Raw genomic sequence first — 14,795 nt, 5'->3', positions numbered from 1 at the left:
CGGTCGGCTCAGCGCGCCCAGGCGGTGTAGCGTTGCCGGGCCCGTTTGCCGCGCGGGTTCGCGGCGCCGGGTATGTGCTCGTGCCGCACCGCGCCGGAGAGCACCTGCTCCACCCAGTCCTGCACCGAACGCCCTTCGCGGCCGGCGGCCTGCTCGACGGACTCCTTCAGGTGCCGGGAAACGCGCACGTCGACGCGTGCCGTGGCACCGTCCGCACCGGCGTCGGGCAAACTCTCCGGCGCGCGTTGCAGCACGGCGAAGTACGGCTCGCCCTCGCGGAGCCGAATCTCGACCGCGCCCGGGGCGAAGTCGCGATTGATCTCGTCCGCGGCGGCGGCCAGTGTGTCGAACAACATGCGTCGGATCACGGGCTCGAGCAATCGTGCCTCCGGCACGACCGCGTCCCCACTGTCGGTCCGGGCGAGCGCGGCAAACTCGCGCCCGAACCTGTCTACGAACGGGCTCACATCCATGACGTCATCATGGCGCAAACATTGCGCCACCACAAGTCACTGTGACCCGGATGGCGCCATCGACGCCACATCCGGCTGGGCCCGGCGGTATCCGGGCAGGTCACGGGGCATGGGCGGCACCCGTACGTCATAGCGAGCCGAACGCCTCGCGCGGGTCACGGTATCCGGATCGACACCTCGCCGAGTCGATCGAAGTGCTCGGACCGGGCCCACCCGGTCACGAGCCGGCCCCCACGCCGCGCTTGACCCGATCCAATACATCCCGCAGATCCGCCAACAGCGCGTCCTCCTCCGCTCGGAGGTAGAAGTGCCCACCGCGAAAGACCCGGATCCGAAAACCGGCGTTCGTCGTATCCGCCCAGCGGCGCATCAGTTCCGGGCTCACCTCGGAATCGTGGTCGCCGGTGTAGCCGTACACCGGACAGTCGAGCGGAGGCCGGTCGCCGGCGGGATAGTCGTCCACCATCCGGTAGTCCGCGCGGACGGCGGGGAGCAAGATCTCCCGCAGGTCGGGATCCGCGAACACCGGGGCGCGGCTCTCGTCGAAGCGCACCACGTCCGCGATGATCTCCTCGTCCGTGCCGAAGTGGCGCCGCAAACCTTCCAGCGCGTGCGACGGACGTCTGCCCGACACGCACAACGCGGCCGGCGGGCACCCGCGCTTGTGCAGGCGCAGTGCCACCTCGTGTGCCACCGAAGCCCCCATGCTGTGGCCGAACAACACCAGCCGATACCGCGTCAATCCGACGAGGGCGTCGACGATGTCGTCGGCGAGGGCCTCCAACCCGGACGGGAACGGATCACCGATCCGGTCCTCGCGGCCCGGATACCGGATGGCGAGAAGGCCGACGTCCGAGGGCACCCCCCGCGCCCACGTGCGGTACGCGTTGGACCAGCCGCCGGCGTGGGGGAAGCAGATGAGCTTGGTTCCGCACGCGTCGTCGTCACGAAAGCGGCGGAGCCACCGCTCTTCCACCGGACTCGTCATTGTCGGGATTCCTCTCAGAGCGCCTTGCCGTCCTTCGTCCGCCGGCGCAGAGCCGGCCGGCTCGACCGGCTGAGGTCTCCCCACATGTCCGACAGGCCGATGATGGTGCGCGCCGCGAACAACGTGCGGATGGACACCTCGAGGTTCAGCTCCGCCCGGATCAGGCCGACCAACCGGATCGCCCGCAACGAGTTACCACCGAGATCGAAGAAGTCCTGGTCGATACCCACGCGGTCCAGTTCGAGCACGTCGGCGAACAGCGCGGCCAGGACCCGCTCGGTCCGGTTGCGCGGGCCCCGGTGGGAGCCGCCGTCGAACTCGGGCTTCGGCAGGGAGGCCCGGTCCACCCGACCGCCCGCGGTCAGCGGCAGGCGTTCGAGGAGTACGAAGGCCGACGGCACGACGGACTCCGCCAGCCGCTCGGCGGCGAACCGGCGCAGTTCCTCGCCCGTCGGGCCCGAGGAGTCGGCATCCGAGGCATCCGAGGTGTCCGAGGTGTCCGAGGTGTCCGAGGTGTCCGAGGTATCCGTGGAACCCGAAGAGCCGGAGAGCCCGGCGGGGTTCGCGGCGCCCTCTCCCGTACCGCCGACCGGGACCACATAGGCCACCAGACGCGGCTGCCCCGACTCGTCCGCCCGGCCGACCACCACCGCCTGTGCCACGCCGGGGTGTTCGGACAGCACCTCCTCGGCCTCGGCCGGCTCGACCCGGACATCGCGCACGTCGAACCGGGCATCGGCCGCGCCGACGTACTCCAGCCCGCCGTCGGTTCCCCACCGCACCAGGTCCCCGGTGCGGTACATCCGGCCGCCGGCCGGGCCGAACGGGCAGGGCACGAAGCGCTCCGCGGTCTGCCCGGGACGCCCGGGACGCCCGCGCGTCACACCGGGGCCGGCCACGTACAGCTCACCGGTCACCCCGACGGGGACCGGCGCCAGGCCCGGGCCCAGGACGTACACGGCGGTGTTGTCCATCGGGCGGCCGATCGAACCCGCGTGGTGTGCCGCCTCGCCCTCGACCGGGCGGTCGCACACGGCGAACACGGTCGCCTCCGTCGGACCGTGGCCATGCACGATCGTCAGGTCGGGGCATGCCTCGCGCACCCGGCGCAGCGCGGCCGAGGACACCCGGTCGCCGCCGGTCCACACCTCGCGCAACCCGGCCAGGCGTTCGGGGTGTTGCGCCGCCACCGCCGAGAAGAGGCCGGCGGACAACCACGCGGCCGTGATCGACGTCGACGCGGCGAGCGTGTCCACCGCCGACTCCGCCGGACCGGCCACCAGCACTCGGCCGCCGTTCAGCAGCGGCACCCACAGTTCCAGGGCGAGCGCGTCGGCGGTGATCGGCGAGTGCCACAGAACGGTGCCTCGGCCGCCCTCGTGCCACCGGCGATCCAGGGCCAGGCGCTCGATGTTCCGGTGCGTCACGGCGACGCCGGCGGCCTTCCCATCCGGTCCGGAGCCGTACATCACGGCCAACAGGTTGTCCGGTCGCGACGGGACGGACGTCTTCGGCGCGTCGTCGCCGGTGTCGGCGGCGGTCTCCGGGCGCACGTCGTCGAACAGGATCACCGCGACGTCCCGGGCGACGGCGGCGCCCTCGGCGGTCGCCGCGTCGGTGAGCAGCACCCGCACCGAGGAGTCGCGCACCACCGGCACGATGCGCTCCGCCCGGGACGTGGGGTCGATCGGGAGGTATGCTCCGCCCGCCTTCACCACCGCGAGCAGCGCGACGGCCAGGTCCACCGACCGTGGAAGCGCCACCGCCACGACCGTCTCCGGACCGACGCCCCGCCCGCGCAGCGTCTCGGCCAGGCGGCCGGATCGTGCGTGCAACTCGCGGTATGTGAGCGCCGATTCGCCGAACTGCACCGCGACGTCGTCGGGGGCCTGCGCCACCCGGCGGGCGAACAGTTCCGGAACCGTCGACCCCGGCAGGGGCACGGTCGTCTCGTTGGGCGCGGTCAGCACCCGGTTGCGTGCGTCGCCGCCGAGCACGTCCAGCGCGCCGACGCGCAGTTGCGGATCGGCCGTCACCGCGTGGACGTATTCGATCAACTCGGCGCCGATGAAACGTAGTTCGGCGCCGCTGTACAGGCCCGCGGGGGCGTCGAGGCGCACGAACAGATCGCTGTCGGCGCTGCCGTCGGTGTAGACGCCGATGGACAGTTCGTCGAAGACCCCGTTCGTTCCGCCGAGGTAGCGCGCCGAGTGGTCGGCGAAGTGCAGTTGCTCCGCGAACTCGACGATGTTCAGGACCGCGCCGAAACTGCCGCGTCCGCTCAGGACGGTGCCGCTCGCACGCTGGATCTCCGAGTAGTGGCAGGCGGTTTGCCCGAAGATCTCGTAGGTCTCGTCCACGACCGCGTCGGCGATGTCGGCGAAGGTCGCGCCCAGCGGCACCTTCACCCGCATCGGCACCACGTTCACCGCCAGGCCGGGTGTGCGGCCGGCCTCGCCGGCCCGGTTGGCCACGGCCAGCGAGAGCAGGAACTCCGGTCGGTCGCATCGGTGTCGGAAGTACACCGCCGATGCCGCGGTCAGCAGCGACGACATCCACACGCCCATGGACTCGGCGGCGGCGATCCACCCGTCCGCCTCGGCGCGCGGCACGGTCAGCGTACGACTGACCATGCCGATGGAGTCGGCCAACTGCGCCCAGCGGTCCACCCGGCTCATCGGCTCGGCGAGCGCGACGCGCGCCGCGTCGGACAGCGGCACGCGCGGCACCTGCGCCGGCGCCGGCGCCTCGGCGAGGTAGTCGCGCCAGAACCCGGTGTCCTCGGCGAATTTCGGGGACTCCTGGTATCGCGCGGCGTCGGCTGCGAACGACTCGACATCCCATGGGTGTTCCGGCTCCGGCACGGCCGTGCCCCGAGCCAGCGCGGTGTACACCTCGGCGAGGCGCCGCGACAGCAGGCCGCCGGCGCCGTACCCGTCCGAGACGAGGTGGTGGTAGGCGATCACCACGAGGGAGCGGGCGGGCCCGAGCCGGACCACGCCGAGCCGGAGCAGCAGATCGCGCTCCAGGTCGAACGGCTGCTTCATCATGTCGGCCAGCGCCTCGCGCGCGGCCTGCTCGGGATCCGGCTCGGCGCCGACGTCCAGGAAGAACGGCTGCCAGTCGGTCGATTCCCGGGGCACCAGGAGCAGATTGCCCTCGCCGTCGTCGACGAAATCGATCCGCAGCACTTCCGCTTCCGCCAGCACGTGCCGGAATGCGGTTTCCATGACCGCCGTGTCGATTTCACCGTCCACGTCCCACATGCTCAGCGCATGGTTGAGCATGTCCGGAGACATTTTCTGGGCCAGCCACAATCCTTTATGCGCCGACGACGCACCGAACGAACGCACAGGGATCATCCCCTCGGCAAACAGGCCAGGAACCTGAATGAATTCGCAGATCACCTCCACCTTCACGGAGGTGTGATCGGCCGGTCAAGACAACGGGTGCCGGAACGCGCCGGGCCGCGTCGAATGCGCGGTGTCCCGCCGGCGGGACATCCCGACGGGCGAAATCCCGCCCGCAACGGCGGGGATACGCCGGACGCGCGCCCGCTTCCCGGCGTGGCGTCGCCGCGCCGCGCACCACCCCCGTCACGGTGGCGACGCTATCCCGCGCGTCCGCCCATCGACGACAGGATGTGCGCCGCGACCTGTCGCGGCGACGGGTGCCGCAGCGCCAGGTTGGCCCTGAGTTTGAGGCCGGTCGTCGCGGCGAGGCGTTTGCTCAGTTCCACCGAAAGCAGCGAGTCGAAGCCGAGTTCCCTGAACTCCCGGTCCGGGTCGACCGTCGCACCCGAGCCGTGCCCGAGCACCACGGCGACCCTGGTCAGGACATGGTCCAGCACGAATGCCGCCGCGTCGTCGGCGGACAGCGTGGGCAGCACGTCCGCGAGCGCGACGGCCTGCTCCTCGTCCGAGGGGGCCTCGGTCGCGGGCAGATCCGCCGTCGGCGCGGTGTGCGCGGAGTTCAGCCAGAAGCGCTGCCGCTGGAAGGCGTACGTGGGCAGGTCGACCCGGCGGCGCGCGCCGAACAGGGCGTCCCAGTCCACCGTGCCGCCCCTGGTGTGGAGGTGGGCCAGCGAGCCGAGCACGGCCTCCGCCTCACCCTGGTCCCGGCGGGACGAGGACAGGACCACCGCGTCGTCCACATCCTCGACGATCTCCTGTACGGGAACGGTCAATACCGGGTGCGGGCTCATCTCGATGAAGGTCCGGAATCCGTCGTCGACCGATCGCCGGATCGCGGTTTCGAAGCGGACTTGCTCCCGGAGATTGGTGTACCAGTACTCGCCGTTCAGTTTCGCGGTGTCGATCGTCTCGCCGTACAGCGTCGAGTAGAAGGGCAGTGTCGAGGTTATCGGTTCCAGGTCGGCGAGGGGTGCGATCACCTGTTCGCGGACCCGGGTCACCTGGTGGGAATGCGAGGCGTAGTCGACCGATATCCGCCGCGCCTGCGCACCTTCCGCCTTCATCTTCTCGACGAATTCGTCGAGCGCGTCCGGTTCCCCGGAAACCACCACCGAGCGGGGTCCGTTGACGACGGCGATGCCCACCCGGTCCTGCCACGGGGTCAGCCGGGCCGCGACGAGATCCGCGGATTCCGCCACCGAGGCCATCCCGCCGTGACCGATCAGGTCCACCAGGGCCTTGCTGCGCAGCGCCACCACCTTGGCGGCGTCGCGCAACGACAGCGCGCCGCACACGTGGGCGGCGGCGATCTCACCCTGGCTGTGCCCGACCACCGCGGCCGGTTCCACGCCCCAGGACCGCCACAGCGCGGCCATGGACACCATCACCGAGAACAGCGTCGGCTGGACCACGTCCACCCGGTCCAGCGTCGGCGCCCCGGGCGCACCGCGCACCACGTCGAGCAGCGACCAGTCGGTCCACTCGGCCAGCGTCGCTCCACACTCGTCGAGGGTGCGCGCGAACACCGGGAAGGCGTCGTAGAGTTGCCGGCCCATGCCGACCCACTGGGATCCCTGCCCGGGGAACATGAAGACGACCCCGCCGAGGTTCCCGGCGACACCGCGCACCACCTCGGCCGACTCGGTGCCGTCGCGCAACGCCGCGAGCGCGGCGAGCAGTTCGTCCCGGTCGTGGCCGAGGACCACCGCACGATGGTCGAACCGCGAACGGCTCGACACCAGCGACCAGCCGAGGTCGGCGACGTCCGCGTCCGGGTCGGCGGCGACGAACTCGTGCAGTCGGCCCGCCTGTCGCTCCACGGCCGCGGCGCTCTTGCCCGACAACACCCACGGCACCAACCCGCCGACGACGCCCGCGGCCGGGCCGCGCCGCTCGTCCTCCGGCTCCGGTACCTCCTCCAGGATCACGTGCGCGTTGGTCCCGCTGACGCCGAACGACGACACCGCGGCCCGCCGGGGACCGCCCGCCCGGGGCCATTCGCGCCCCTCCGCCAGCAGTTCGATCGCGCCGGAGGACCAGTCGACGTGCCGGGAGGGGGTGTCCACGTGCAGCGTCCTGGGCAGGTAGCCGTGCCGCAGGGCCATCACCATCTTGATCACCCCGGCCACCCCGGCGGCGGCCTGCGCGTGCCCGATGTTGGACTTCATCGAGCCGAGGCGCAGCGGCCGGCCCTCGGCCCGGTCCCGGCCGTACGTCGCGAACAGCGCGCCCGCCTCGATCGGGTCCCCCAGCACGGTGCCCGTGCCGTGTGCCTCGACCGCGTCCACGTCGGCGGCCTCCACCCCGGCGTTGGCCAGCGCCTGCCGGATCACCCGCTCCTGGGCCCGGCCGTTGGGCGCGGTCAGCCCGTTGCTGGCCCCGTCCTGGTTCACCGCGGAGCCGCGCACGACGGCGAGCACCGGGTGGCCGTTGCGGCGGGCGTCGGACAACCGCTCCAGGAGCAGGACCCCCGCGCCCTCGGCCCAGCCGGTCCCGTCGGCGGCGTCCGCGAAGGACTTGCACCGGCCGTCGGCCGACAGGCCGCGCTGCCGGGAGAACTCCACGAAGATCGCGGGTGTGGCCATCACCGACACCCCGCCCGCCAGCGCCAGCGAGCACTCCCCCGAGCGCAACGACTGGATCGCCAGGTGCAGGGCCACCAGTGACGACGAGCACGCGGTGTCCACGGACACCGCCGCCCCGGTCAGCCCCAGTTCGTACGCCACCCGGCCGGACGCCACGCTCAGCGCGCTCCCGTGCAGCAGGTAGCCCTCCAGCTCGCCCGCGCTGCCCTCCAGGAAGCGCAGTCCGTACTCGGACGAGGCCACCCCCGTGAACACGCCGATGTCGCTGCCGCGCACGTCGGCGGGCACGATGCCGGCCCGCTCCAGGACCTCCCACGAGGTCTGTAGCAGCAGGCGCTGCTGCGGGTCGATCGCCAGCGCCTCGCGCGGGCTGATCCCGAAGAACTCGGGGTCGAAGTCGGCGGCGTCGGCGAGGAATCCGCCGTGCCGTACGTAGGAGCTGCCGAGTGTGTCGGGGTCCTCGTCGTACAGGTCCCGCCAGCCCCGGTCCGCCGGGAACTCGTCGATCGCGTCGACCCCGTCGCGGACCATGTCCCACAGTTGCTCGGGCGAGGACACCCCTCCGGGGTAGCGGCAGGCCATCGCCACCACGGCGATCGGTTCGACCCTGGCGGCCTTGAGCGCGTCGTTCTCCTGGCGCAGCCGGTCGCGCTCCTCCAGGAGGGTGCGGAGCGCCTGGGCGACCCGGTCCCCGCCGTCCGCCGGGCGTTGCGCGGCGTTGTTCGCGGAGGTGTTCATGGTCACTTGCCCTTCTCGGCCAGAGCCAGGTCGACGAGTGCTTCCAGGTCCAGCGCCGCCAGTTCGTCCGCGCCGGTGTCCGCGTCGGGTGGTCCGGCGTCGGGTGGTCCGGCGTCGGGGTGCGACGGCGCGGCGGCGCACGCCAGGATCTGCTCCAGCAGGCCCGCGTCGCGCAGTCGGTCGATCGGGATGCCGCGCAGCACCTCGCGGATCCGCGCGTCGTCGTCCCCGTCCGCACTCGTGCGCTCCGCGGGGCGCAGCAGGTCGAAGACGTGTTGCCCCAGCTCGCGGGGGGTGGGGTAGCTGAAGACGAGGGTGGATGCCAGGCGCAGCCCGGTCGAGGAGGCCAGGCGGTTGCACAGCTCGACCGAGGTGAGCGAGTCGAAGCCGAGGTGGGTGAAGGCCTGGTCGGCGTCGACGGTCGTGCCGGCGGGGTGTCCGAGGACGACGGCGACCTGGTCGCGGACCCAGTCGAGCACGGCCGCCTCTCCCTCGCTCTCGGACAGCCCGGCCAGGCGGGCGGGCAGACCGAGGGAGCCGGCGCCGGCGGCGGTGCTCGCGCGGGTGCGGGCGGGGCGGCCGGCGGTGACGAGGTCGCGCAGGAGCAGCGGGAGGTCGTCGGCGGCTCGGCTCCGCAGCGCGGTGAGGTCCAGTCGGGCCGGGATCAGGACCGGCTTGTCGATCGTGCACGCGGCGTCGAGCAGGCTCAGTGCCTCGGCGCCGGGCATCTCGGCGATGCCGAGGCGGCGGATGCGCCGCAGGTCGACCTCGTCCAGGTTCTCGGTCATCCCGCTGCGCTGTTCCCACCAGCCCCAGCACAGGGACGTGCCGACCCGGCCGGCCGCCCTGCGCTGGGCGGCGAGGCCGTCCAGGAAGCCGTTCGCGGCGGCGTAGTTGGCCTGGCCGCCGGTGCCGAGCGTGCCGGCGAGCGCGGAGAAGAGCACGAACGCGGACAGGGTGTGTTCGCGGGTCAGTTCGTGCAGGTTGATCGCGCCGCCGGCCTTGGCCCGCAGGGCGCGGTCCAGGCTCTGCGGGGTCTGCGCTTCGAGGGTGCCGTCGGCGAGTACGCCGGCCGCGTGCACGACGGCGGTCAGCGGGTATCCGGGCGGCATCTCGGCGAGCAGGTCCGCCGCCGCGGCCCGGTCCGCGACGTCGCAGGCCGCGACCCGCACGAGGGCGCCGGCCGCCTCCAGGTCCGCGACGAGTTCGGCGGCGCCGTCGGCCGCCGGGCCCCGGCGGCTCGCCAACACCAGGCTGCGTACGCCGTGTTCGGCGACGAGGTGGCGTGCCACGAGCGAGCCGATGCCGCCGGTGGCGCCGGTGATCAGGACGGTTCCGCCGCCGAAGCCGCTGCCCATGTCGAAGATGATCTTGCCGATGTGTCGGCCCTGGCTCATCTCGCGAAACGCCCCGCGCGCGTCGCGGATGTTCCGTACGGCGATCGGGTTCAATTGCACCCGCCCGTCGGCGAACAGTTCCATGACCGCGCGGAACACCTCGTGGATGACCTCGGGGCCGGCCTCGTAGAGGTCGAACGCCGCGTATGCGACGCCCGGTTGCCCGGCCGCCACCTGCTGCGGATCGCGGATGTCGGTCTTGCCCATCTCGACGAAGCTGCCGCCCTCGGGCAGCAGGCGCAGCGAGGCGTCGACGAAGTCGTGTGCCAGGGAGTTGAGCACGACGTCCACGCCGCGACCTGCGGAGGAGGCCAGGAAGGTGTCGGCGAACTCCAGGTTCCGCGACGAGGCCAGGTGCGCGTCGTCGAGCCCGAGGGCGCGCAGGGTGGGCCACTTGGCCGGGCTCGCGGTGCCGTAGACCTCGGCGCCGACGTGCTTGGCCAGTTGCACGGCGGCCATCCCGACGCCGCCGGCCGCGGCGTGGATCAGGATTCGTTGGCCCTTTTCGAGGTTGGTCACGTGGAACAGGGCGTAGTAGGCGGTGAGATAGGCGCCCGGTACGGACGCCGCCTCGGTGTAGGTCCACCCGTCGGGGATGGGCATGAGCAGGCGGTGGTCCGCCACCGCGATGCGGCCGAACGCGCCGGAGAAGATGCCCATCACCCGGTCGCCCGGGGCGAGGTCGGTGACGTCGTCGGCCACCTCCAAGACGGTTCCGGCGCCCTCGCCGCCGATTCCGGCGTCCAGTGCGGTGCGCTCGACCAGTCCCAGGGCGATCGTGACGTCGCGGAAGTTGAGGCCGGCGGCCTGCACCGCGATGCGGACCTGACCGCTCGTCAGCGGCGCCTCCACCTCGGGGCAGGGAATCCAGGTCAGATTCTCCAACGTGCCCTTGGTCGGGATGCCCAGCCGGTACGCGCCGACCGCGGGCGGCTCGATCCGGTTGGGCGCGGGGGCGGCGGCGGTCAGGCGCGGCACCAGGTAGGCGTCGCCGCGCAGGGCCAGTTGCTCCTCGTCGAGGGCGAGCGCGTCGGGGATGCGGGGCCATGCGGCGGCCACGTCCTCGACGTCCACCAGCCGGAACCTGCCCGGGTGTTCGGTCTGGGCGGACCGGATCAGGCCCCAGACGGAGGCGCCGGGCAGGTTGTCCACCCGCTCTCCGCCGCCGGTGTCCACGGCCAGCCGGGTGAGCACGACCAGTGTCGATGCGGCGAGGGTGTCCTCGGCGAGGAACCGTTGCACGCATTCCAGGACGCGGGTGTCCGTGTCGGCGACGGCGGCGAACAGGTCGGTCTCGGACGCGGCGACGTCGTCCGGGCACAGCACGATGTGCCGCAGCGGCTCCCCCGCGACGAGTTCGTCGAGGCTCGCGTGGAACACGACTCCCTCGTGCGCCGGTTCGCCGAGTCGGGCGGGCGAGCCGAGCACGGCCCAGCGCCCGGGGGGTGTGGCCGGCTCGACCGCGAGGGCCGGGCGCCAGGCGAGTTCGTACAACGACCGCTCGCCGCGCGCCGCGCGCAGGTGTTCGGCGCTCGCCGGTCGGAACGTCAGCGCCCCGACATGCGCGACCGGGCGGCCCCGCTCGTCGGCGATCGCCACCGACACGGCACGGTCCCCGGCCGCCGGGTCGGCGGCCGGGGTGAGGCGAATCCGCACGGTCGAACCGCACGGCGCGAACCGCTCCACCCCGGACCACGAGAAGGGCATCCAGCCCTGGTCGGCGCCGATCTCGACGACCCCGCCGGCGACCACCGCGTGCAGCGCGGCATCCAACAGCGCCGGATGCAGGGCGAACCCGGCGGCGGCCGAGTCGTCGGCATCCGTCGGCAGCGTGGCGGTGGCGAACAGGTCGTCGCCGTGCCGCCACACCTCGCGCAGTCCGCGGAACACCGGCCCGTAGTCGAAGCCCGCGTCCGTGAAGGAGTCGTACAGGGCGCCGATGTCGACCCGTTCCGCCTCGGCCGGCGGCCATGCGAGCGGAGCGTCCGCGTGGTCGGCGCGCGCGCCGCCCGGTGCCAGGCTCCCCGTCGCGTGCCGGGTCCACCCGCCGGCGGCGCGGTCCTCGTCGCCGTCGGCGCCGGAGTACACGTCCAGCGTGCGGCGTCCACTCTCGTCCGGCGCGCCGACCACGACCCGGATTCGTACCTCGCCCGTGTCGGGGACGATCAGGGGTACCTCCAGGGAGAGTTCCCCGACCGTGGTACATCCGACGAAGCCGCCCACCCACAGGGCCAGATCCAGGTACGCCGTCGCCGGTACCACGACCGCGCCGAACACCGCGTGGTCGGCCAGCCATTCGTGGGTGCGCAGCGACCATCGGTCGGTGAACACCACCTCGTCGGTACCGGGGTGCTCCACCACCGCGCCCAGCAGCGGGTGTTCGGCGGCCGAGAGACCGGCGGAGGCCACGTCGGCGGTGCCGGTACCGGCCCGGAAGTCCAGCCAGTAGCGCTGCCGTTGGAACGCGTAGGTCGGCAGGTCCACCGGCCGCCGCACGTCGCCGAGCAGGGCCGCCCAGTCCACCGCGCCGCCGCGGACGTGCAGTTGGGCCAGCGAGCCGATCAGGGTGGACACCGGCCCGCGGTTGCGCCGCGACGCCGACAGGGCCACCGCGTCGGTCACGCCGACGGCGGCGAACGCCTCCTTGGCGATGCTCGTGAGGGCCGATCCCGGGCCCATTTCGTAGAAGACGCTCGCGCCGGCAGCCCGGGCGTTCTCCACGGCGGTGAAGAAACGAACGGGTTCGCGGACGTGCCGTACCCAGTGCGCGACGGACGTCAGTTCCTCGACCGTGCTCTCGCGGCCCGTCCTGGTCGAGACGATCGGGATCGCCAGGCGTCCCGTCGGGAGTTCGCCGATCGACGCGGCGAACTCGTCCAGGATCGGATCCATGAGCGGCGAGTGGAACGCGTGGTCGACGTCGAGCAGCTTGGCCGAACCCCCCTCGGCGACCAGCCGATCCCGCAGGTCGACGACCTGCTCGCGGGCACCGGAGACCACCACCGACTCCGGGCCGTTGACGGCCGCGATGCCGAGGTGGTCGTATCCGTCGAGCAGCGCGTCGACGGCGTCCTCCGAGGCGCGTACCGCCAGCATGGCGCCGCGCTCGGTGACCGCCTGCATGAGCCGGCCGCGCGCGCCCACGAGCCTGGTCGCGCCGTCCAGGTCCAGGACGCCGGACACGTGCGCGGCGGCGATCTCGCCGACGGAGTGGCCGATCAGGTGGTTCGGCTCCCCGCAGAACCCGGTCAGCAGCCGGTACAGCGCGACCTGGAGCGCGAACAGCGCGGGCTGCGCCACGTCGGTGCGCTGCGCTCGGGCCTCCTCGGGCGCCTCGGCGAGCAGCAGTGCCTTCAGCGCGAAGGGCAGGTGGGTGTCGAAGCGCGCGCAGACCTCGTCGAGGCTTTGTGCGAAGACCGGGAAGGTGTCGTACAGCTCCCGGGCCACACCGGCCCAGGGAGAGCCCTGCCCCGGGAACATGAAGACGGTGCCGCCGAGTTCGCCGACGACGCCGCGCACCAATCGCGCGGAATCGGCGCCCTCGCCCAGCGCCGTCAGACCGCTCAGCAACTCGTCCCGGTCCCGGCCCAGCACCACCGCGCGGTGCTCGAACCGCGACCGGCTCGCCACCAACGACCGGGCGATGTCGACGACACGCGCATCCGGCTCGGCGTCCGCGAACTCGCGCAGCCGCTGCGCCTGGGCGCGCAGCGCCGCCTCGGAGCGTGCGGACACCACCCACGGGATCACCTCGACGGGGTGATCCGCGCTCTCCGGCGCCGCCTCCTCGGACGCGACCTCCTCGGGCGCCTCCTCCAGGATCACGTGCGCGTTGGTGCCGCTGGCCCCGAACGCGGACACGGCCGCCCGCCGAGGCCGTCCGGGGGTGCTCGGCCACGGCCTCGCCTCGGTGAGCAGTTCCACCGCCCCGGCCGACCAGTCCACGTGTGTCGACGGTCGGTCCACGTGCAGTGTCCTGGGCATGAGCCCGTGCCGCATCGCCATGATCATCTTGATCATGCCGCCGACGCCCGCCGCCGCCTGCGTGTGGCTGATGTTCGACTTCAACGAGCCCAGCCACAACGGGTTCTCGGGGTCGCGGTCGCGGCCGTAGGTGGCCAGCAGTGCCTGTGCCTCGATCGGATCGCCCAGCGTGGTGCCGGTCCCGTGCGCCTCCATCACGTCCACGTCGCCGGCCTGCACCCGGGCGTTCGCCAACGCGGCTCGGATCACCCGCTGTTGGGCGGGGCCGTTCGGCGCGGTCAGCCCGTTGGACGCGCCGTCCTGGTTGATCGCCGAGCCCCGGATCACCGCCAGGACCCGCCGCCCGTTGCGTCGCGCGTCGGACAGCCGCTCCAGCACCAGCACCCCGACGCCCTCGGCGAATCCGGTGCCGTCGGCGGCGTCCGCGAACGCCTTGCATCGGCCGTCCACGGCCAGTCCGCGCTGGCGCGCCATCTCCCGGAACACCTGTGTGGTCCCCATCACGGTGACGCCCCCGGCCAGGGCCAGCGCGCACTCGCCCTGCCGCAGCGACTGCACCGCCTGGTGCACCGCCACCAGGGACGAGGAGCACGCGGTGTCGGTGGATATCGCCGGACCCTCCAGGCCCAGCGCGTACGCCACCCGCCCGGACGCCACGCTCAGCAGCGAACCGGTCTGCCCGTAGCCGGAGATGACCTCGGGGGTGGAGAAGTGGTTGCCGTAGCCGAAGTAGGCCAGACCGGCGAACACGCCGGTGGCGCTGCCGCGCAGGGTGTGCGGGTCGATGCCGGCCCGTTCCAGCGACTCCCACGCGGACTCCAGCAACAACCGGTGCTGCGGATCCGCGGCCAGCGCCTCGCGCGGGTTGATCCCGAAGAACTCGGCGTCGAAGTCGCCCGCGTCGTACAGGAATCCGCCGGCGCGCGTGTTGCAGGTGTTCGGCCGGTCCGGATCCGGGTCGTAGAGCCGGTCCAGGTCCCAGTGGCGGTCGTCGGGGAAGTCCGACACCGCGTCCCGGCCCTCCCGCACCAGGTCCCACAACGTCTCCGGCGAGGTCACCCCGCCCGGGTAGCGGCAGGCGATGCCCACGACGGCGACGGGCTCGGCGGCGGCCTCCGTCAGCTCGTTCAGACGCCGACGGGTGTCGAGCAGTTCGATCGACGTCCGCTTGAGGTAGTCGAGCACATCGGCGTTGTTGTCGTTTGTCATCGCTCTCC

The 14,795-nt window shown here is 72.6% G+C and carries 5 protein-coding genes; all 5 read right to left on the bottom strand.

The features are described from left to right. Window positions 1-8: 8 nt before the first annotated feature. The 5 genes from ACH4XV_RS03400 to ACH4XV_RS03380 all read right to left on the bottom strand — a co-directional run bounded on the left by ACH4XV_RS03400 (window position 9) and on the right by ACH4XV_RS03380 (window position 14,787). Window positions 9-473: a hypothetical protein gene (locus ACH4XV_RS03400; RefSeq protein WP_395786579.1), complete on the bottom strand. Its 465-nt coding sequence runs from the start codon at window positions 471-473 to the stop codon at window positions 9-11. A gap of 217 nt (window positions 474-690) precedes the next feature. Further along, a complete protein-coding gene (locus ACH4XV_RS03395) occupies window positions 691-1,461 on the bottom strand; it encodes a thioesterase II family protein (protein ID WP_395786578.1) in 771 nt (256 codons plus the stop codon). Between the two features lie 14 nt (window positions 1,462-1,475). Further along, complete coding sequence (locus ACH4XV_RS03390; RefSeq protein ID WP_395786577.1) at window positions 1,476-4,823, bottom strand: amino acid adenylation domain-containing protein; 3,348 nt, start codon at window positions 4,821-4,823, stop codon at window positions 1,476-1,478. A gap of 248 nt (window positions 4,824-5,071) precedes the next feature. Next, on the bottom strand, window positions 5,072-8,197 hold the full coding sequence (locus ACH4XV_RS03385) for a type I polyketide synthase (protein ID WP_395786576.1): 3,126 nt from the start codon (window positions 8,195-8,197) through the stop codon (window positions 5,072-5,074). Between the two features lie 2 nt (window positions 8,198-8,199). After that, window positions 8,200-14,787 carry a type I polyketide synthase gene (locus ACH4XV_RS03380; RefSeq protein ID WP_395786575.1) on the bottom strand — a complete coding sequence of 2,196 codons (6,588 nt, stop codon included), beginning with the start codon at window positions 14,785-14,787 and terminating at the stop codon, window positions 8,200-8,202. Between the last annotated feature and the right edge of the window lie 8 nt (window positions 14,788-14,795).

The organism is Embleya sp. NPDC020630 (assembly GCF_044334985.1).
Lineage (GTDB): Bacteria > Actinomycetota > Actinomycetes > Streptomycetales > Streptomycetaceae > Embleya.
The sequence above is the reverse complement of the archived record's forward strand: the minus strand, read 5'-3'. Positions and strand labels throughout refer to the sequence as shown.

Bases quoted from the DNA above. Each gene is read 5' to 3' on its own strand.
- ACH4XV_RS03400 (WP_395786579.1), bottom strand. From the start codon at position 473: ATGGATGTGAGCCCGTTCGTAGACAGGTTCGGGCGCGAGTTTGCCGCG.
- ACH4XV_RS03395 (WP_395786578.1), bottom strand. From the start codon at position 1,461: ATGACGAGTCCGGTGGAAGAGCGGTGGCTCCGCCGCTTTCGTGACGAC.
- ACH4XV_RS03390 (WP_395786577.1), bottom strand. From the start codon at position 4,823: ATGATCCCTGTGCGTTCGTTCGGTGCGTCGTCGGCGCATAAAGGATTG.
- ACH4XV_RS03385 (WP_395786576.1), bottom strand. From the start codon at position 8,197: ATGAACACCTCCGCGAACAACGCCGCGCAACGCCCGGCGGACGGCGGG.
- ACH4XV_RS03380 (WP_395786575.1), bottom strand. From the start codon at position 14,787: ATGACAAACGACAACAACGCCGATGTGCTCGACTACCTCAAGCGGACG.